This window comes from Dyella sp. GSA-30 (genome assembly GCF_027924605.1).
In the GTDB taxonomy this organism is placed as follows: domain Bacteria; phylum Pseudomonadota; class Gammaproteobacteria; order Xanthomonadales; family Rhodanobacteraceae; genus GSA-30.
Genome location: NZ_AP027042.1, coordinates 2782210 through 2800843, shown reverse-complemented (window position 1 = coordinate 2800843; position 18634 = coordinate 2782210). Strand labels below are relative to the sequence as shown.

The following is an 18634-nucleotide window of genomic DNA, read 5'->3' as shown; positions in this document are numbered from 1 at the left end:
GCACGATTAAAACTTGCCTCAGTGTGCTCCCTCTCCCCTGGCTCTGCCGGGGGAGAGGGTTGGGGTGAGGGGGGCTCTTACACCACCTCAACCTCACGCACCTTCTCCGGCAACGCCAGCCGCCTGGCATCCTCGTCATACGAGATCAGCAACACGCCCGAATCATGGCGTCCAGTGATATCGACAAAACACGCCCCGCCAATAAAAGGCTCCAGCGTCATCACCGATTTCAACGGCGTGGCCACTACCATCTGAAACCCGAAGTTCTCGAAGATATTCATCGCCAACGCAGTGAACTCGTTGTCGGCCTTGTCGAACGCCTCGTCGAGCACCACCGGCGCATAGCGCGGCAGGTGGCCGTCATCACCACCAAGCTGATAACGCAATGCGGCGGCCAGACAGGTGGTGGCCAACTTCTGCCGCTGACCGCCGGACTTGCCCGCGCCGCTGCGATACACCTCGATCTGCCGACGCGTATCGGCCTCCATTTCCACGCCAACGAATTCGACATGCTGGCGCACGTCCAGCACCTGCTCGCGCCAACGCTTGTGCTCTGGGTCATCCGCCCCGAGTCGGGCCACCAACTGGCGCAGGATCGCGAACTGCGCTTCGGCGCGCTCACGATCTTCGGTCTGGTTGTGCGATAGCACGTCGCGCAGCTGCTGCTGGAAGTCGCGCACCTCCTGCAGACCGCGATCGGAGAGATCGATCTGCAACAGCGTACCTCGGTTGAAGGGGACGCGCTCCAGACTCTCGTTGACCTCGTCCATGCGCTGGCCGATCGACTTGCGCGCCTCGGTCATGTGTTTCTGCAGGACCAGCAGGTTCTGCTTGCTCTGGCTTTGCAACAGATCGAAGAAGCGCGCCTCATGCTTGGGCAGGCCGTCGAGCTCCAGCCGGCGCAGGCGGGCGAGAAAGCCTTCGGCGGAATCCATATTCGGCGTGAAGTCACCGCCATCCTGGGGCCAACGGCGGCAGAACGCGCGGAAACATTCTTCGATGGCCTGAACTAGTGCGTTGTCCTGCGCGGCCTGATGGGCCAGCGATTCGTTCAAGCCACGCTCGACCTGATTGACCTGGCCGTCCAGGTTGTCCAGCGTAAGCGGCGGGTGCGCTGGCAGGCGCCCCGCAAGCCCCTGGGACTGCATCGGCGACAGCGGCATCTCACCAGCTCTGGATGCACAACCCTCGCGACGCGCTTCGATCCGCTCCCGCTCCTTGCCCACGGCCAGCCGTTCGGCCATCGCATCTTCGTATGTCTTGGCGGCGCGGACACGCAAGGTGCGCTCTTCGTCGAGCCGCTGCATCACGTCCTGCAGGCTCGCATCGCCCTGACGCAACTGCTGCAACTGGGTTTCGATATCACCCAGGCGGCGCAGCTTCGGCGCCACGTCGATCTCTTCCCATTCCACATGCAGCAGGTTGGCCGCCGACACCCGGCGGTCGCCATCGGCGTCGCGCTCGGCCTTCAACGTATCGAGCGCCGCCGCGCTTTGCGCAATGGTTTGCGCCAGCCCCTGCCCTTCCTGCTCGAAAACGCCCAGCTTGTCGCGATTATCGAAGCCAAGGATCCAGTGACGACGGTCGTCGACCGCGCGACGGTCATCCTTCTCGAAACGATCGCCTGGATGCTTGACCTGGCCCTCGCGAGTGATCGCACGCTCGGCATGGCGCAGAGCCGCCGCCGTATCCACACAGGTATAGTCGAAACGACGCGACAACTCGGCCGATAGCCAGTCGCGGTGCGCGTGGTCGCGAATATCCAACCGATGCACCATCGAGCGCGCGTCCAGAGCGCGACCGCGCAGCGCATCGACATGACCGACACGGTAGTAAACCAGCTTGCCGCCCAGATGAGTCTTGTTGATCCAGGCCGATACTTCGGCGTAATGCTGCTCGTCGACCAGCAGCGAAAGCGCGAATCCATGCAGCACGCGCTCGATCGCGCCACGCCACGCGGCGTGCTCGCTCTTGACCTGCAACAGCTCGCCAACAAATGGCAACGCGTTCTCGGAGAGGCCAAGCTCCTGACACAGGCGCGCACGCATGGCCTGAACCGGCGCCGGAATGTTCGACGGGTTGCGCTTCAAGGCGTCGATTTCGGCACGCACCTCGGCAAAGCGTTGCTCGGCCTGCACGCGTTCGCGCTTGATCGCATCCATGCGGTCTTCGACGCCAGCCGCACGATCGCGTGCGCCGTCCAGTAACTCTCGCGCCTGACCAACAATTTCGGCAAAGCCTTGTGCCGTACCCGGCAGGTTCCAGGCGAGTTCGCGACAGGCTTGTTCGACCTTGCCGCGGCGGCGCAGGCGATCGTCGCGTTCGCGCGTCACCTGACCATGTTCGCGCTCGAGTGCATCGAGCGCATCGCCGCCCTGCTCGCGCCGTTGACGTTCAAGATCCGCCAGACGCTGATCGTGGTTTTCCACCGTCTGGCGCCGCTGCGCCACCTCGCCGGCGAGCGCCGTGTCCTGTACCTGGATCTCGGCCATGCGCGCGTCCAGCAGGACCAGACGGCGCTGTTCACGGTAGGCGTCCACGCAAAGGTGCAGCTCACGCAGCTCGCCGGTCTGCCGACGCAGCGTCAGCAGGTCGTCGTGCGCAACGCGGGCGGGCGACAAAGTGTCGACCTGCTCGCGCGCGATCACCACGGACTTGTGCGCGGCATCGAGCTCGGCAAAATCCGCGACCAGGCGTTGCGACGCGGCGAAGGTTTCCGGCTCGTCCAGCATGAAACCGCGCAGGAACTGGTTGAGATCGCCCAGGTTCTTGGCCGACTGCGTCTTGTGCAGCAGCTTCAGTGCCATCTCGTTCTGGATGCCCAGCAGGCGGCGAAAACGCTCGGCATAACCGGCAAAGGTATCGAAGTGATGAACGTCATCGCCCAGCCGGTTTTTCAGGCGGCGCAGGTCGAGGTCGAAACCGTCCAGTTCGGCGGCAATATCGAATGCACGCTCGGTGACCATGTAATGTTTTTTGACGTCTGCCGCTGCCGAACCATTACCGGCGATCCAGAACATGCGGATCACGCTCACGGTCTGGCCAAGGCGATTGCCATACTCCAGCGCCAGCGCCGCCCAGGTACTGCCCTTGCGCAGATACTGGGTGGCGATCTCGCCCGAATCGCTATCGTGCTGATCGGCCCAGGCGCCGCGGACATAGGAGGCGAGATTTCGGTCACGCCCGCTGCGCTCGGCTTCACGCGCGGCGGCGTTGAAATCGACCAGGTTCGGCGGCACGAGCAAGGCGGACATCGCGTCGAGCAAGGTGGACTTGCCTGAGCCGGAGCGACCGACAAACAGAAAGCCACGCTCGGCAATAGGCACTTCGACCAGACCGCTGAACGTGCCCCAGTTGAACACCTGCAGGCGGCGCATGCGGAACTGTTCGTCGCGCGGATCGGGCAAATCCGATAGAAACAGCGACGGCGCGACCGTGCGCACCGGCTTGGGCTTTTTCGGTGCACTCTTACGCGGCGCCTTGGGCTTGGTGCTCATGCGTCTACCTCGTCATCGCCAGCATCGCGCAGCTCGCGGTAAACCTGTGCCAGCGCCTGCACGTCTTCGGCAGAAAACAGCAGCTTCAAGGCGGGCGAGACTTCGTAGCGATCTTCGCTGCCGCGTAGTTTTTCCAGCACGTGGTTTTCCTTCATCTTGGCGATCGACGAAGACACGCGCTTGGCGAAACCGGCCCGGTCGGTGGACAGATTCTTTTCGTAGACCGAAAGCGCATCGGACAAGGCGGCCTCTTCGACCACCGCGCGATGACCGCGGGCTTCCGCCTCGGCCAGTTGTTGACGAAGGTGCAGCAGCAGGACCGAGTCGATGAAGGTCAACGGCGACGAGCGCAGCAATACGGGTGTATCCAGCTCGCCGGTATCGGCCTGACGCGTAAAGGCCACACCGGCCTCGCGGTCGATCACCAGCTCAAGGAACAGCTCGCATAGATGCGAACGCACCGGTGACTCGTAGCGCAGCAATGCCGGCCACAGCGTGTCGTGACGACCCGCATCCAGGCTGGGTCCGCTCAACAGCTGGCAAAGCGCGCGACGCGCGTCCAACGGCAAGCTGCCAGTATCGCCATCGAAGAGCGCGCCGGATTTCGATGGCGTCGCGCTGACTTCCTCGATGGGGAGTTCGTCCTCAAGCAAATTCATTGCGCTTCTCTTTCAGGAACCACACCAGGGGTACGCGAGCATGCCGCCAGCTTCCGTCGCCGCCGAGCCAGCTGATCGCCTCCCATTCGCCGTCGGCAACCACGCCATGGCGTGTTGCCAGTGACAGATAGCCGATCACGCTGCCCAGGCCTTGTTCGGCCGGTTTCTGCAGCAGCACCTGCCCAATGGAAAGTTGCTCGTGCGTGTCCAACAGTTCGTGCAGATCGCGGCGCAGGCCGCGGAAATTGATTTCGGACTGGGCCACCAGTTCGCTCACGCTATCGAGCGAAATGGCCGCGCCACCGCTACGGTCGATGCGACCGTCGATTCTGGTGCTCCGCGGGTCGTGCAGCTTCCATTGCGATAACGAGCGCAGGCGGCTGGTCGTCAGCTGCAAGGTATAGGACGTGCGCTGGCGGGTATGCACCGAGTCGCGCAGTTGCAAGGCCTCGGCCTGCGCCTGCTTGAGCAACTGGTTGAGCCGCCGCTGTTCCAGGTAGCCGCGACTCTGCACGAAACCGCGCAGGCTGCGGGCAAAGGTCTGCAGCACATCGTGTACTTCGCCACCGCGTTCAAGCATGACGCCGGTAATACCGCGCAAAAACTGCCGCTCGTTGCGCTGCAACTTGCGCGCGAAATTGCGTGAAAGAACTTCTTCCAGTGCCGCGTCGAGCTGCGCACTCTGCTCGACATCGTTAAGCAGACTCCAGAAGGCGTTGAAGCTTCGGCCAGCCTCGCTTTCGCCGATCACGTCCACACCTTCGAACAACCGGTCAAGCACGTCGCCACGCTCGCCTTCATCGTCGATGATACGTTCGCGAAATTCCCGATTGAGTCGCTCGAAATCGTCGCGCACGCGACGAAAATCCTCGGTAAGCTCGTCGGCCAGCTGAATGATTTCGCGCGTACGTTCGAGGGCGCGCTTGCCATCGATGGCGGCCACCTTGCCGGTGCCGATACGCGTAATTTCGGCATCGATGCGGTCACGCTCTGCATAGAGGGCGGACAGACGTGCGGCTGGATCGGTTTCGGTCTGTTCGGCCAGACGGACGAGTTGCTCGATCACCAGGGCCAGGCGACTTTCCGTGGCGGCGCTACGCTGCGCGTCGAGGCCGCCGATAAAACGGATGGCCTGTGCCGCCTGCGCCGATAGCTCGTATTCTTCTTCCAGCGCATCGTCGGGCAGACGACGTTCCAGGATGCCCTTGGACAGCCAGTCGGCGACATAGGCCTGGGCCGTACGCGGCAACTCGCGTGGCAGCTCCGACGCATTGAGCGTGTCCAGCTGGTATTGCAGGCGCTCCAGCAGCACGGATGCACCGAGCTTGCGCTCGCCGTCCATCAATACCGTCTGCAGAAGACCGATGATTTCAGGCGCGTGATCGGCGGCCAGCAGCCGCCACAGGGCTTGTTCGCGCAGCCGCCGGTATCCGGCGATACGAGCTTGCAACTTCATGCTTGGAATGGCGCCCCCGCGACGATCCTTCGCTGATCCAAACCGGCGAGCGGCTTACTCGCCAGACACTTCGCCGCGCAGGCGCACATCGCCGGGCAGCATGTCATCGCGGCTCTCGCGCAGGTTACGCTGCGATTCGAAGAAGCGCTGCACCTGCTGGCAGACGGCCATGGTGTTCTCGCGTGCGATCGCCGAGACCAGGAACCAGGGTTCCTTCCATTCGAGACGCTCAACGATGCCTTCGGCAACCGCCTGGCGCTCGTCGTCGGGCAACACGTCGGCCTTGTTGAGCACCAGCCAGCGCGGACGCTCCAACAATTCGGGGTCGAACTTGAGCAGCTCCTGCTCGATCGCACGCACCTGCTCGACCGGGTCGCTGCCGTCGATCGGCGCGATGTCCACCAGATGCAGCAGGATGCGCGTGCGTGAAACGTGGCGCAGAAACTGGATACCGAGACCCGCGCCATCGGCTGCGCCCTCGATCAGTCCAGGGATATCGGCAATGACGAAGCTCTGGTCGGTACCGAGGCTCACCACACCCAGATTCGGATGCAACGTGGTGAACGGATAATCGGCCACGCGCGGCGTCGCCGCCGACACCGCACGGATAAACGTGGACTTGCCGGCATTGGGGAAGCCCAGCAGGCCGACGTCGGCCAACAGCTTCAGCTCCATCTTGAGCTCGCGCACTTCGCCCGGCGTACCCGGCGTCGACTTGCGCGGCGCGCGGTTGACCGAACTCTTGAAGTGGATATTGCCCAGGCCGCCCTTGCCACCCTGCGCCACCAGCAGGCGCTGGCCGTGCACGGTGAGGTCACCGATGATTTCATCGGTGTCGACGTTGGTCACCACGGTGCCGATCGGCACGCGAACGGTGGTGTCTTCGCCACCCTTGCCGTACATGTCGCTGCCCATGCCGTTCTGGCCGCGCTGCGCCTTGAAGCTGCGCTGGTGGCGGAAATCGATCAGCGTATTGAGGCCCTCGTCGGCAATCAGCCAGACCGAGCCACCGCTACCGCCATCGCCGCCGTCGGGGCCACCGAACGGGATGAACTTCTCGCGACGGAAGCTGATGCAGCCGTTGCCGCCGTCACCGGCATGGACTTTGATGATCGCTTCGTCGACGAATTTCATAGGGGTCAATGGTAAAGGGTAAACAGTGAATGGGAAAAGCAAACGGCAATTCTTAGGCAATGGTCCGCAGAACCGGCTACCCGGCTCTTCCCACTGACCATTTACTGTTGACCATTTACTGCTCTTACAACGAAAAAGCCCCGCCGAGGCGGGGCCTTTACCGCAACGGCGCCGGGGAATTAACCCTGGACGACGTCGACGTAACGACGGTTCTTCTCGCCGCGAACCGCAAATTGCACCACGCCGTCCACCAGGGCGAACAGGGTGTGGTCGCGGCCGAGGCCCACGCCGGTACCCGGATGGAACTGGGTACCGCGCTGACGCACGATGATGTTACCGGCTTCGATGGCCTGGCCACCGTAGATCTTCACGCCGAGGTACTTCGGGTTCGAATCGCGACCGTTGCGCGACGAACCTACGCCTTTTTTATGTGCCATGACTGATTACTCCAGAATTGGCGGATCAGGCGTTGATGCCCGTGATCTCGACTTCGGTGAAGTGCTGACGATGTCCCTGCTGCTTCTTGTAGTGCTTACGGCGGCGGAACTTGACGATGCGGATCTTATCGGCGCGGCCGTGCTTACGCACGGTGGCACTGACGGTGGCACCGCTCACGGTCGGCGCGCCGACGGTGATGCTCTCGCCCGAACCGACCAGCAGCACCTGGTCGAAATTCACGCTGGCGCCTTCTTCGGCGTTCAAGAGTTCCACGCGCAGGACATCGCCCTGCTGAACGCGGTACTGCTTGCCACCGGTCTTGATGACTGCATAACTCATGGGATTATCCCTTCTGTCGTTATTCTCTTGGGTTTCGCTCAAAGCCTTTCGGGCTTGGCGAACTGCGGAGTATATCGGGGGGAAGGGAGGCTGGTCAATTAGTGACCAGATAGAAGGGTGAAGCCAACCAGGCCCTCACCCCTCAAATCCCAAATCACTTCTTCCCCTTGCCCTTGGCCGGTGCTGCCGGCTGAGTCGCCGGAGCGGCCGCTGGCGAGGCCGGACAGCGTCCCTGGGCATCCAGAGTGCCCTTCTGCTGCAGCTCGGTAATCATCTGGCGACCACGCTCCTGGCCCCATTGCTGGCCGATCTGCATGCCTTCGGCCATAGTCGCCGGCATTTCGGTGATCACCTTCTGGCCAAGCGGAGAACGATAGAACTTCAGCAGGCCGTCGACGTCCTCGGCGGTGAAGTGGCGCTGGTAGATCGGCACCATGCGGCCGATCAGTTGCTGGGTGCCGTTGGCATCGATAAAGCCCTGCCAGTAGCTGCCTGGCACGCAAGGCAGCGTCTGCTGCATCACGCCGGCCATCTGGCCGTTCATCTGCGACAGCATCTTGCCGACCCCCACAGCGTCCATGAGCTCGCGAACCTTGGCCTCGGTCGCCTGGGCGGCCAACGCCTGCCCGGCTGTCAATGTCAGCGCCAGACCCGCGCCCAGACTCAGCCATACGCTCTTTTTCATCGTTATCCCTCGATTATTCGTATTTCAGCCCCAGATAAGAGGCCTGCCGGCGACCCGAGTACGGCCGCATCCGGTATTAAGCCACAACCCCCTCGGAACACCACCACGCCGCAATAAGTAACCTGAGCGGTTTGATATAGTACAGTTTTCCCAACCCCCGACACCCCAGGTGCTATGGATACGATCCGCATACGCGGCGCGCGCACGCACAATCTGAAGAACATCGACCTTGACCTGCCCCGTGACAAGCTGATCGTCATCACCGGCCTTTCCGGCTCGGGCAAGTCGTCGCTGGCTTTCGACACCATCTATGCCGAGGGGCAGCGACGCTATGTCGAATCGCTGTCGGCCTATGCGCGGCAATTCCTCTCCATGATGGAAAAGCCGGAGGTCGATCACATCGAAGGCCTGTCCCCGGCGATCTCGATCGAGCAGAAGTCCACCTCGCACAACCCGCGCTCGACCGTCGGCACCATTACGGAGGTCTACGACTACCTGCGCCTGCTGTATGCGCGCGTAGGCACACCGCGCTGCCCCGATCACGGCATTCCGCTGGAAGCCCAGACGGTCAGCCAGATGGTCGACTCCACCCTCGCGCTCGACCCGGAAAAGCGCTTCATGCTGCTGGCGCCGGTGATCCGCGAGCGCAAGGGCGAACATGTGCAGGTGTTCGAGCAATTGCGTGCCCAGGGTTTCGTGCGCGCCCGCGTCGACGGTACGGTGTTCGATCTCGATGCGGTGCCGCCGCTGACCTTGCGCCAGAAGCACACCATCGAAGCGGTGATCGACCGTTTCCGTCCGCGCGAAGACATCAAGCAGCGCCTGGCCGAATCGTTCGAGACCGCACTGCGGCTTGGCGACGGCCTGGTGATCCTGGCGGACATGGACGATCCGAAGGCGCCGGAACAATTGATGTCGTCGCGCTATTCCTGCCCGGTATGCGATTACTCGCTGCCGGAACTGGAACCGCGCCTGTTCTCGTTCAACTCGCCGGTCGGCGCCTGCCCGACCTGCGACGGCCTGGGCGTGACCCAGGTCTTCGACCCGTCGCGCGTGGTCGGCCACCCGGAGCTGCCGCTTTCCGGCGGCGCGGTGCGTGGCTGGGACCGGCGCAACGCGCACTATTTCCAGTTGATCATGTCGCTGGCCAACCACTACGGCTTCGATGTCGATACGCCGTGGCAGAAGCTGTCCAATACGGTCCAGCAGGCAGTGCTTTACGGCAGCGGCAAGGACAAGATCGCCTTCCGCTACCTGACCGAGCGCGGCGGTAAGGTCACGCGCGAGCATGCCTTCGAAGGCATCCTGCCCAATCTCGAACGCCGCTACAAAGAAACCGAATCACCAGCCGTACGCGAAGAGCTGGCCAAGTACATCAGCGATCATCCCTGCCCCGACTGCGGCGGCCAGCGCTTGAATCGCTCGGCGCGCAACGTGTTCGTTGCCGACCACGCGCTGCCTTCGCTGACTTCGCGCTCGATCGACGACACGCTGGTTTTCTTCGATGCGCTGAAGCTGGCTGGCTGGCGCGGCGAGATCGCGGTGAAGATCGTCAAGGAAATTCGCGAACGTCTGACCTTCCTCAACGACGTCGGTCTCAACTACCTCACACTGGATCGCCAGGCCGACACCTTGTCCGGCGGCGAAGCCCAGCGCATCCGCCTGGCATCGCAGATCGGCGCCGGCCTGGTCGGCGTGATGTATGTGCTGGACGAACCGTCGATCGGCCTGCATCAGCGCGACAACGAGCGCCTGCTCGGCACGCTCACGCGGCTGCGTGATCTCGGCAACACGGTCATCGTGGTGGAACACGACGAGGACGCCATTCGCGCCGCCGACCATGTGCTCGATATCGGCCCCGGTGCAGGTGTGCATGGTGGCGAAATCGTCGCACAAGGCAGTATGAAGGACATCCTCAACTCGCCACGCTCGGTCACCGGCCAGTACCTCTCCGGCAAGCGTGCGATCGAAGTACCGCAGGAACGCCGCGAGCAGACGGACAAGGACTCGTGGCTCCATCTTAAGGGTGCCAGCGGCAACAACCTCAAGAACGTGAACCTGGATATTCCTGCGGGACTGTTTACCTGCGTCACCGGCGTCTCGGGTTCGGGCAAGTCCACCCTGATCAACGACACCCTGTTCCGTCTGGCCGCCGCCGAATTGAACGGTTCCAGTGCGCAACCGGCGTCGTACAAATCGATCGAAGGGCTGGAGCTGTTCGACAAGGTTGTCGACATCGACCAGTCGCCGATCGGCCGCACGCCACGCTCGAACCCGGCCACGTATACCGGCCTGTTCACGCCGCTGCGCGAGATGTTCGCGCAGGTGCCCGAGGCACGCTCGCGCGGCTACACGCCGGGCCGCTTCAGCTTCAACGTGCGCGGCGGCCGCTGCGAGGCCTGCGAAGGCGACGGTATGATCAAGGTGGAGATGCACTTTCTTCCCGACGTCTACGTGCCTTGCGACGTCTGCCACGGCAAGCGCTACAACCGCGAGACGCTGGAGATTCTGTACAAGGGCCACACCATTTCCGACGTGCTCGGCATGACTGTGGAAGACGCACTGAAGCTGTTCGAGAACGTGCCGACCATCGCGCGCAAGCTCGATACCTTGCGTGCGGTCGGCCTGGATTACATCAAGCTCGGCCAGAGCGCGACCACGCTGTCCGGCGGCGAGGCGCAGCGCGTCAAGTTGTCCAAGGAATTGTCCAAGCGCGATACAGGCCGCACGCTGTATATCCTCGACGAACCGACCACCGGCCTGCATTTCCACGATATCGAGCAATTGCTCGACGTGCTGCATCAACTGGTTGACCAAGGCAATACCGTGGTGGTCATCGAGCACAACCTCGACGTGATCAAGACCGCCGACTGGATCGTCGACCTAGGCCCCGAAGGCGGTGGCGGCGGTGGGCGCATCCTGGTATCGGGCACGCCGGAAGTCGTCGCGGAAACACCCAACTCGCATACGGGCCGCTTCCTGGCGCCGCATCTTGAAATCAGAAAGCCAAAGGCACGGAAAAAGAAAGCATGAGTTCGACCGGTACCATCGTGGACAGCGCACCCACCGTCGCATTGATCGAGGCGGACATCAGCGTCCGTTGGCGCGATCTCGATGCGTTCAACCACGTCAATAACTCCAACTATCTCACCTATCTGGAAGAAGCCCGTTTGCAGTGGCTGCAGCAACTGCCGGGCGAGTGGATGAATGCACAGGCCGCACCCGTGATGGCGGCCAGCGAAGTCAACTATCGCCGGCCGATCGCGTGGCCGGCACAGGTCCGCGTGCAACTGTTCAACCAGCGCCTGGGCAATACCTCGATGGTCATCGGCCACCGCATTGTCGACGCGAGCGACAGCGAGCGCGTCTATTGCGACGGGCATGTGGTGATGGTGTGGATGAACCCGCAGACCGGTAAATCCGTGCCGCTGCCGCAGGTCGTTCGCGACAGCGCGGCGGCATAACGCACAGAACCCCTGTTTGGGGTTGATCGAGGCTGCGGCACGGATGCCGCAGCTTCATGCGATATGGGTAAGATCGGCGCGGATCCCACGAAAGGAGTTCGCCCCATGCGCCGCCCTTCCCCCTCCCTGCTCGCCTTTGCCTGCGCCACCGCTTTTGCCGGCCAGGCCGCTGCCGCGACACTCGACCATACCGAGTTGACGCTTTATCGCAGCGACGACAGTTCGCTTTTCAGTGCCGACAACAATGGCAGCGTCTCGTCCGGCTACGCCGTGGCACGCGAGCCGCGCGCGCTGGATCTGAAAAGCGGCGTGCAAGACGTTAGCCTGAGCGGCCTGCCGCAGTTCCTCGATACCGAAGGCCTGTCGCTGTCGATCGATGGCGGCGCGAAGGTGATTTCGCAGCGGTTGATTCTCGGCCAGGGCCAGGACGCGATTGCCGGCAGCCTGGTCGGCAAAGATATCTCGGTGCTGGGCCCCGACGGCAAGCCCATGATCAGCGGCACCCTGATCAGCGCCAACAATGGGTTGCTGATCAAAGGTCCTCAAGGCACCGCCCTGATTCGCAGCTATGCGGGCATTCTCGGAAACGGCGATATGACGCCAGGATCGGTGTTGCAGGTTCGGGTCCAGAGCGAGCGCACCGAGAAGGCCGATGCGGTACTTAGCTACCCCACCTCGGGCCTGGGTTGGCGTGCTTCTTATATTGGTACCTTGCAGCCGGGCAGCAGTTGCAAGATGCGTTTCGAAGCGCGTGCCAGCATCGCCAACCGCAGCGGCCGTGACTGGAATGGCCTTAAGCTGACGCTGATCGCCGGCGAGCCGAACTTGAGCAAGCCGTCGGCGCCGCGCGCGTACATGATGGCCAAGGCGGCTCCGGCAGCGATGGCTTCGATCGACGCGATGCCCGAACAAGCCACGCTGGCCGATTACCGCAGCTATACGCTGCCCGGCAGTATCGATCTACCCGATGGCAGCGTGACGCAATCGCCGCTGTATGCCACGCGCACGATCGATTGCGAGCAGACAGCACTCTACGAATCGGGTAACCGCGGATGGCATCCTCCGCAACCATACATTTCACCGGACCTGATGAGCGACGGCGGCAACGTCATAAGCACGGTGCAGATCAAGGCCTTCGACAGTCTGCCCGCCGGCTTCCTGCGTGTCCTGACTGCGGATCGCAGTGGCACGCCACAGGTGATCGGCGAAGGACGCATCAATGACACCGCCAAAGGCCAGGATGCCACCATCACATTGGGACAGGCATTCGACCTCACCGCGAAACGCGAGCGCACGGCATTCAAAGTGGATCAAGCCGCACGCACGATGGATGAGTCGTTCAAGATCGACCTGAGCAATGCCGGGGACAGCGCGCGCACGATCACAGTGCGCGAACATCCCAGTCGTTGGCGCGAATGGACGGTGACTTCGTCGTCAGTCAAGCCGGGCAAGCAATCGCCGGACACGCTGGATTTCCGGGTTGAGGTGCCTGCGCATGGCAAGGCTACGCTGGAATATTCGGTGCGTTATCAGTGGGCGGCTGACATCAAGCCGCAGTAACGAAACCTCGGTCCCACCTACTCGTCATTCCGGCGCAGGCCGGAACCCAGTGACTTCAGTAATCGGTTGTCGCGTCGCCGCCTCATCACTCTTGGATGTGTTCGCGAAAACCCACAACTGAGCCCACTGGGTTCCGGCCTGCGCCGGAATGACGACTAGGTGAGTCACGAATGAGTCACAGGTGAGTCACGGACGACTCACGAACAGCACGTCTCCATTCCCGTTTGAAACAAACCCTTGCTGCACCGCCTGTTGCATCCCGCCCCATTTTATCGGCCAATGGCATCTTCCCTCTCCCGCCTCCAGGCCGTGCCATGCTCAACATCATCGCCCACGACGCCATCGTCGAAATCAATCTCGCGCGACCGCCGGTCAACGCACTGAATCTGGAACTGCTGCACGCTCTGCGCGATGCGTTGGATCGCGCCGTAGCCGATGGCGCACGCGGCATCGTGCTGTCCGGCGCGCAAGGCATGTTTTCCGCCGGCGTCGACGTACCGTCGCTGCTCGGTCGCGAGCGCGAGGACATCCGCACCTACTGGCATGCCTTCTTTACCGTCTGCGCGCGCCTGGCGCGTTCCCCGGTGCCGGTGGTTGCGGCCATTACCGGCCACAGCCCCGCCGGCGGCGCGGTGCTCTCGCTGTTCTGCGACTACCGCATCATGGCAAACGGTCCGTTCCGCATCGGCTTGAATGAAGTGCAGGTGGGCCTGTCCGTGCCGGAATGCATCCAGCTGGCATTGCGCCGCGTCGTGGGCGCCTATCGCGCGGAACGTCTGCTGATGGTCGGCGCGATGATCGATTCGGAACAAGCACTGAGCTACGGCTTTGTCGATGAGCTGACCGCGGTCGAACAAGTGGTGCCGCGTGCGCTGCACTGGCTGACCGACGTGCTGGCGCTCCCATCGCTCGCCATGCTTGCCACACGAGCGACCGCACGCGCCGATCTGAGCACCGCCTATGCCGACGTCGACGCCCTGCCGTTGAACGACTTTATCGATGGCTTCTTCCATCCGCAGACCCAGGCTGTTCTGCAGGCACTGGTCGCGCGACTGAAGAACAAAGGCTAGTCGCCCTTGGCCACCGGGCGGCTGCGGTTACTGACCCAGCCGCTCCACGAAGGCGCGTACAGGCGCGCACCGTGCAGACCGGCATGCTCCATGGCCAGCAAGTTATGACAGGCCGTTACACCCGAACCGCACATATGCACGACCCGGTCGGCCGTGCTGTCGCCGAGTATCGAGCGAAACTCCTCGCGCAATGTTGCAGCGGACTTGAAGCGTCCCTGCTCGTCGAGGTTGTCGCCATAAGGACGATTGCGCGCACCGGGCACATGTCCTGCCACCGGATCGAGCGGCTCGATATCGCCACGGAAACGCGGATTGGCGCGCGCGTCGATCAGCAATGCGCCGGAGCGATCCGAAGCGTCGTATTCAAACAACACCTGCGCCGGGTCGTAATGCACCGAGACGTTACTCGCCGCACGCTCCTGCACCTTCGTTTCCACCGGCCGGCCCGCGGCCAGCCACGCCTGATAACCGCCATCGAGCACGGCAACATCGCGTACGCCGATCAGGCGCAGCATCCACCACAGACGTGCGGCGGCCAACGCACCACCGGCGCTGTCATAGGCAACCACCTGCATGCCGGGCTGCCAGCCCCAGCGCGAGAGCAGCGCGCTGAATGCGGATTCCATCGGTAAGGGATGACGGCCCAGACCTTGCGGAATGCGCGAAAGATCGGACAGATCGTCTTCGAGGCTGGCATAGACAGCGCCGGGGATATGCCCTTCGCGATAAGCCTGCTCGCTCTTGCTGCGATCGGCCAGATCGGTACGGCAATCGACGATCAGTACACCCTCGGCCGCCAATGCGGCCAGCTCATCGACCGAAACCAACGTCGTGTGCAACGTCATATGCGCCCGAGCCTCGTCAGCAGATTCAACAACATGGCCGCTGTCGCTCCCCAGATACGGTAGCCACCGTGCGTGAATTCCACCATGGCGCGACGATGGCCGCGAAAATCCATGGTGTAACGCCGCAGGTTGGCCGGCTCCAGAAAGAACGATAACGGCACTTCAAAGATATCCGCCACCTCATCCGGGGCGGCATACACCGGCGCATCGGCGGACACGCGCGCCACCACCGGCGTCACGCGAAATCCACTGATCGTTTCGAAACCGTCGAGGTAACCCATGGGGGTAACGAGCGTCGGGTCGAGACCGATTTCTTCGTGCGCTTCACGCAAGGCCGTATGCACGGCATCGCGATCGTCCGGATCCATGCTGCCGCCGGGAAACGCTACCTGCCCGGCATGCGATTGCAAATGATCGGTACGCACGGTCAGGATCAATCGCGGCTCGACGCTTTCTCGCAGGGCCACCAGTACGGCAGCCGGACGGCGCTCGCCTTCGCCCAGCAGATCGGCCATTTCGGCGTGGTTCCAGCCAGGCCCTGTCGGTGGTTGCGACAGCGGCAATAATGCGCCTTCCAGCTCGGGCCACGTCGGCCCCATCAATCGAGCCGCCGCGCGGGAAGAATCTCGCGCATATAGCGCAGGCGCTCGGCATCGTCCATGCCGCGCCAGCGCGCGATCTCATCGCCGCTGCGCAGGCAACCTTCGCAATAGCCGCGAAAATCCAGCCGGCAGATGCCGATGCAGGGGCTTAGCGGAGGTGTAATGAGGGGGGCGGAATCGTTCGACATGAGCCTCATATATTAGCTCAGGTCGCCTCCGACCAAACGCTGCGGTGCGAGAGCAGCCCCGTATCAGGGCTGCTTGATTTCGAGCAGCTCGATTTCGAACACCAGGGCCTCGTTCGGCCCGATACGCGGCAAGGCACCGCCTTCGCCATAGGCAAGATTCGGCGGGATCACGACTTTCCAGCGGTCGCCCACGTGCATGCGCGGAATCACGTCCTGCCAGCCGCGAATGACCTTGTCGACCATGAAGCTGACTGGGGCGCCACGGGCCCAGGTGCTATCGAACTCGGTGCCGTCGATCAGCATGCCGCGGTAGTTGACCGTGACCATGCTGGTCACCACCGGGCTGGCGCTACCGTCGCCCTTCTTCAACACCTGGTACTGAATGCCGGAGGGCAATTGCACCACGCCTGATTGCTTGGCGTTGCGTTCGAGGTAGTCCGCGCTCTTGCGTGCGTTCGACGCGGCGATGCGCTTGAATTCAGCGACCGCCTGATCGTGGGCCTGACTGTCGAGTGCCTGCAACTGGCGATGCATGTCGAGCATCGGCACCGCGGGCGAACGTTTGTTATAGGCGTCCTGAATGGCTTTCTGCAGTGTGGCGATGTCGACATCCGGTTCGCCGCCGGCGAACTGGCTGCCGATCTGGTAACCGATCGCATAGGAAAGCTTGTTCTTGTCCAGCTTCACGGGAGCCGGACCGGGCGCGGCGGCGCGATTCTGCGCATGCGCCAGACTTGCCAGCAAAAGCATGCCCAGAGCCAACCAACGCCAATGTGTCATGCCATCCTCCGTCGCAACTCGCGAACCTTACCATGCCCGTACGCATCCAGCGCCCGGATCAGGCATAAGAAAGCGGGCCGCCGCAAAGGTTCCCGCTGATAATATTGGGCTTTATCTACCGGATAACTTGCCATGGCCTATCGCAACCTGGAAATCAGCAACCGCGGCGCGGTGCGCCATATCGTCGTCAACCGCCCGGACAAACTCAATGCGCTCAATCGCGAGACGCTCAACGAGTTGACCCTGGCCTTCGCCCAGGCTGCACAGGACGATGCGGTGCGTGTCGTGGTATTGGCCGGTGCAGGCGAGAAAGCATTCGTCGCCGGCGCCGATATTGCCGAAATGAATGGATACACACCGGTGCAGGCGCAGGGCTTTTCGCGTGCGGGGCAACGCCTGATGAGCAGCATCGAGCGCCTGGGCAAACCGGTCATCGCACGGGTGCAAGGCTTTGCCCTGGGCGGCGGCATGGAGCTGGCGATGGCCTGTCATCTGCGCGTGGCCAGCGAAAAAGCCAGGTTTGGCCAGCCGGAAATCAATCTCGGCCTGATTCCAGGCTTCGGCGGCACGCAACGCCTGCTGCGTCTGGCCGGACGTGCCGCAGCGCTGGAGCTGTGTCTGCTCGGCGCGCCGATCAACGCGCAGCGCGCCTATGAACTGGGCGTGGTCAACCGCGTCGTCGCGCCCGAGGCGCTGGACGACACCATCAATGCGATGGCCGATCAACTGGCCGCCGCCGCGCCGCTAGCCGCCGCCGGCATTCTCGATGCCATCCTGCAAGGCGGCGAGACCGTGATCGATCAAGGACTTGAGTTCGAGACCCAAGCGTTTGCACTGGCTTTCTCGACCGACGATATGCGCGAGGGGACGACGGCGTTCCTGGAGAAGCGCAAGGCGGAGTTCAAGGGGCGCTGAAAGCCAACACCGAGCTAGTTTGTAGGAGCGACTTCAGTCGCGACATACCGTGACGTAACCGCGATGTCGCGACTGAAGTCGCTCCTACAAAAACTAGGGTGGTCCGCTTTAGTGTTCGGAGCCGCGATACTTCTTTTCGCCCGCGGTTACCGCGACATCCAACCGGTTCTCCGGCGGCGCCAGCGGACAAGTCGCGTATTCGGTGAAGGCACACGGCGGGTTGTAGGCGCGATTGAAATCCAGGATCACCTTGCCGTCTTTCGGCAGCGCGGCGTAGAGAAAACGCGCAGCGCCATAGGTTTCCTTGCCCGAGGTGCGGTCGGCCAGCACGAAGAACAGCTCGCCGCCCGGCTCTTCCTGATACGGCAACAGTTCGAAGGTATGACCGTCGCGCTTGAAGACGGCCTTGCCCGGCACGTCGACCTTGTCGATGGTGCCCAGGACCGAACCGATCTCCAGCTTGTGCGGCGGATCGAACGGCACCCAGTCGGCAACGATGCGCCAGGACGGGTCGATCGGGTAATAGTCCAGCCCCAGGAAGTGCTTGCGCGTTGCCGCGTCCGCATCCTTGACGCGCAGCCCTTTGCGACCATCGCGCTCGATCACGTAGAAATTCGCGGCACCAAAGGCGATCGTCGTCGGATGACCGTTTTCACCGGCCTGGATATCGTCGACCAGTGTCGCCTCTTGCGCCGGCTTGCCATCGATGGTGGCACCACTGTCCTTGGCCAGCACGATCTTGGCCGTGCCATCGGCGGCCAGGGTGACCACGCCCAGGTGCGCCGGGCCGACTTTCAGCACGATGTCGTTGTCACTGGCGCTGCCTACCCGGTTGGCGCCCGGGTGCAGCCATTCCAGCCCGACGAGGCTAAGCCAGCCGTCCGGGGCGGTAAGGCGCTGCAGGCGCCCCTGCTTCCATTGCTCGACCTGTTTCGTCACCTCGGCGGCAGAGGCGTCAGACGGCGACACGGTATTTTCGGCGTGCACAGTAACCACTCCAAG

At 62.9% G+C, this 18634-nt stretch carries 14 protein-coding genes and 2 pseudogenes; 5 read left to right on the top strand and 11 right to left on the bottom strand.

Annotated features, from left to right (window positions below):
- Positions 1-101: 101 nt before the first annotated feature.
- The 7 genes and pseudogenes from QMG46_RS12355 to QMG46_RS12325 all read right to left on the bottom strand — a co-directional run.
- Positions 102-3497 (bottom strand): annotated as a pseudogene (locus QMG46_RS12355) (SbcC/MukB-like Walker B domain-containing protein); the annotation flags it as partial.
- A complete protein-coding gene (locus QMG46_RS12350) occupies positions 3494-4156 on the bottom strand; it encodes a DUF4194 domain-containing protein (RefSeq protein ID WP_281848134.1) in 663 nt (220 codons plus the stop codon). The gene QMG46_RS12350 and the pseudogene QMG46_RS12355, both read right to left, overlap by 4 nt.
- Positions 4143-5612: a DUF3375 domain-containing protein gene (locus QMG46_RS12345; RefSeq protein WP_281848133.1), complete on the bottom strand. Its 1470-nt coding sequence runs from the start codon at positions 5610-5612 to the stop codon at positions 4143-4145. The genes QMG46_RS12350 and QMG46_RS12345 overlap by 14 nt, the downstream gene beginning before the upstream one ends.
- A 54-nt stretch (positions 5613-5666) precedes the next feature.
- The gene (gene cgtA, locus QMG46_RS12340) at positions 5667-6746 is read right to left on the bottom strand and encodes an Obg family GTPase CgtA (protein ID WP_281848132.1); all 1080 of its coding nucleotides are present in this window, start codon (positions 6744-6746) and stop codon (positions 5667-5669) included.
- Between the two features lie 179 nt (positions 6747-6925).
- Positions 6926-7183, bottom strand: a complete 258-nt coding sequence (gene rpmA / locus QMG46_RS12335; RefSeq protein WP_281848131.1) for a 50S ribosomal protein L27 — start codon at positions 7181-7183, stop codon at positions 6926-6928.
- Positions 7184-7208: 25 nt separating this feature from the next.
- Positions 7209-7523, bottom strand: coding sequence for a 50S ribosomal protein L21 (gene rplU / locus QMG46_RS12330; RefSeq protein ID WP_281848130.1), 315 nt, complete (start codon positions 7521-7523; stop codon positions 7209-7211).
- A 154-nt stretch (positions 7524-7677) separates the two neighbouring features.
- Positions 7678-8208 (bottom strand): DUF2059 domain-containing protein, encoded by a 531-nt coding sequence (locus QMG46_RS12325; protein WP_281848129.1) that lies wholly within the window; start codon positions 8206-8208, stop codon positions 7678-7680.
- A gap of 174 nt (positions 8209-8382) precedes the next feature.
- On the opposite strand from QMG46_RS12325, the gene uvrA reads away from it, so the two are divergent.
- The 4 genes from uvrA (at position 8383) to QMG46_RS12305 (ending at position 14302) form a co-directional block, all read left to right on the top strand.
- Positions 8383-11241, top strand: a complete 2859-nt coding sequence (gene uvrA, locus QMG46_RS12320) for an excinuclease ABC subunit UvrA (protein ID WP_281848128.1) — start codon at positions 8383-8385, stop codon at positions 11239-11241.
- Entirely contained in the window at positions 11238-11672 is a 435-nt protein-coding gene (locus tag QMG46_RS12315) for an acyl-CoA thioesterase (RefSeq protein WP_281848127.1), read from the top strand. Before uvrA ends, QMG46_RS12315 begins: the two co-directional genes overlap by 4 nt.
- Before the next feature lie 105 nt (positions 11673-11777).
- Positions 11778-13232 (top strand): DUF4139 domain-containing protein, encoded by a 1455-nt coding sequence (locus QMG46_RS12310; RefSeq protein WP_281848126.1) that lies wholly within the window; start codon positions 11778-11780, stop codon positions 13230-13232.
- Positions 13233-13546: 314 nt separating this feature from the next.
- Positions 13547-14302, top strand: a complete 756-nt coding sequence (locus QMG46_RS12305; RefSeq protein ID WP_281848125.1) for an enoyl-CoA hydratase/isomerase family protein — start codon at positions 13547-13549, stop codon at positions 14300-14302.
- Here the strand turns inward: QMG46_RS12305 and QMG46_RS12300 are convergent.
- The 3 genes and pseudogenes from QMG46_RS12300 to QMG46_RS12290 form a co-directional block, all read right to left on the bottom strand.
- A complete protein-coding gene (locus QMG46_RS12300; protein ID WP_281848124.1) occupies positions 14299-15147 on the bottom strand; it encodes a sulfurtransferase in 849 nt (282 codons plus the stop codon). The genes QMG46_RS12305 and QMG46_RS12300 overlap by 4 nt on opposite strands.
- Positions 15144-15937: pseudogene (locus QMG46_RS12295) on the bottom strand (CoA pyrophosphatase). The gene QMG46_RS12300 and the pseudogene QMG46_RS12295 overlap by 4 nt, the downstream one beginning before the upstream one ends.
- Positions 15938-16000: 63 nt before the next feature.
- Entirely contained in the window at positions 16001-16717 is a 717-nt protein-coding gene (locus tag QMG46_RS12290; protein WP_281848123.1) for a BamJ family beta-barrel-assembly machinery protein, read from the bottom strand.
- A gap of 132 nt (positions 16718-16849) precedes the next feature.
- Here QMG46_RS12290 and QMG46_RS12285 point away from each other — a divergent pair, with 132 nt between their 5' ends.
- A complete protein-coding gene (locus QMG46_RS12285) occupies positions 16850-17632 on the top strand; it encodes an enoyl-CoA hydratase-related protein (protein ID WP_281848122.1) in 783 nt (260 codons plus the stop codon).
- Positions 17633-17740: 108 nt separating this feature from the next.
- On the opposite strand, the gene QMG46_RS12280 is transcribed toward QMG46_RS12285, so the two are convergent.
- On the bottom strand, positions 17741-18619 hold the full coding sequence (locus QMG46_RS12280; protein WP_281848121.1) for a DUF1684 domain-containing protein: 879 nt from the start codon (positions 18617-18619) through the stop codon (positions 17741-17743).
- Positions 18620-18634 lie beyond the last annotated feature (15 nt).

Coding starts and splice junctions, on each gene's coding strand:
- uvrA (WP_281848128.1), top strand. CDS start 8,383: ATGGATACGATCCGCATACGCGGCGCGCGCACGCACAATCTGAAGAAC.
- QMG46_RS12285 (WP_281848122.1), top strand. CDS start 16,850: ATGGCCTATCGCAACCTGGAAATCAGCAACCGCGGCGCGGTGCGCCAT.
- cgtA (WP_281848132.1), bottom strand. CDS start 6,746: ATGAAATTCGTCGACGAAGCGATCATCAAAGTCCATGCCGGTGACGGC.
- rpmA (WP_281848131.1), bottom strand. CDS start 7,183: ATGGCACATAAAAAAGGCGTAGGTTCGTCGCGCAACGGTCGCGATTCG.
- QMG46_RS12305 (WP_281848125.1), top strand. CDS start 13,547: ATGCTCAACATCATCGCCCACGACGCCATCGTCGAAATCAATCTCGCG.
- rplU (WP_281848130.1), bottom strand. CDS start 7,523: ATGAGTTATGCAGTCATCAAGACCGGTGGCAAGCAGTACCGCGTTCAG.
- QMG46_RS12310 (WP_281848126.1), top strand. CDS start 11,778: ATGCGCCGCCCTTCCCCCTCCCTGCTCGCCTTTGCCTGCGCCACCGCT.
- QMG46_RS12325 (WP_281848129.1), bottom strand. CDS start 8,208: ATGAAAAAGAGCGTATGGCTGAGTCTGGGCGCGGGTCTGGCGCTGACA.
- QMG46_RS12300 (WP_281848124.1), bottom strand. CDS start 15,147: ATGACGTTGCACACGACGTTGGTTTCGGTCGATGAGCTGGCCGCATTG.
- QMG46_RS12345 (WP_281848133.1), bottom strand. CDS start 5,612: ATGAAGTTGCAAGCTCGTATCGCCGGATACCGGCGGCTGCGCGAACAA.
- QMG46_RS12350 (WP_281848134.1), bottom strand. CDS start 4,156: ATGAATTTGCTTGAGGACGAACTCCCCATCGAGGAAGTCAGCGCGACG.
- QMG46_RS12290 (WP_281848123.1), bottom strand. CDS start 16,717: ATGACACATTGGCGTTGGTTGGCTCTGGGCATGCTTTTGCTGGCAAGT.
- QMG46_RS12315 (WP_281848127.1), top strand. CDS start 11,238: ATGAGTTCGACCGGTACCATCGTGGACAGCGCACCCACCGTCGCATTG.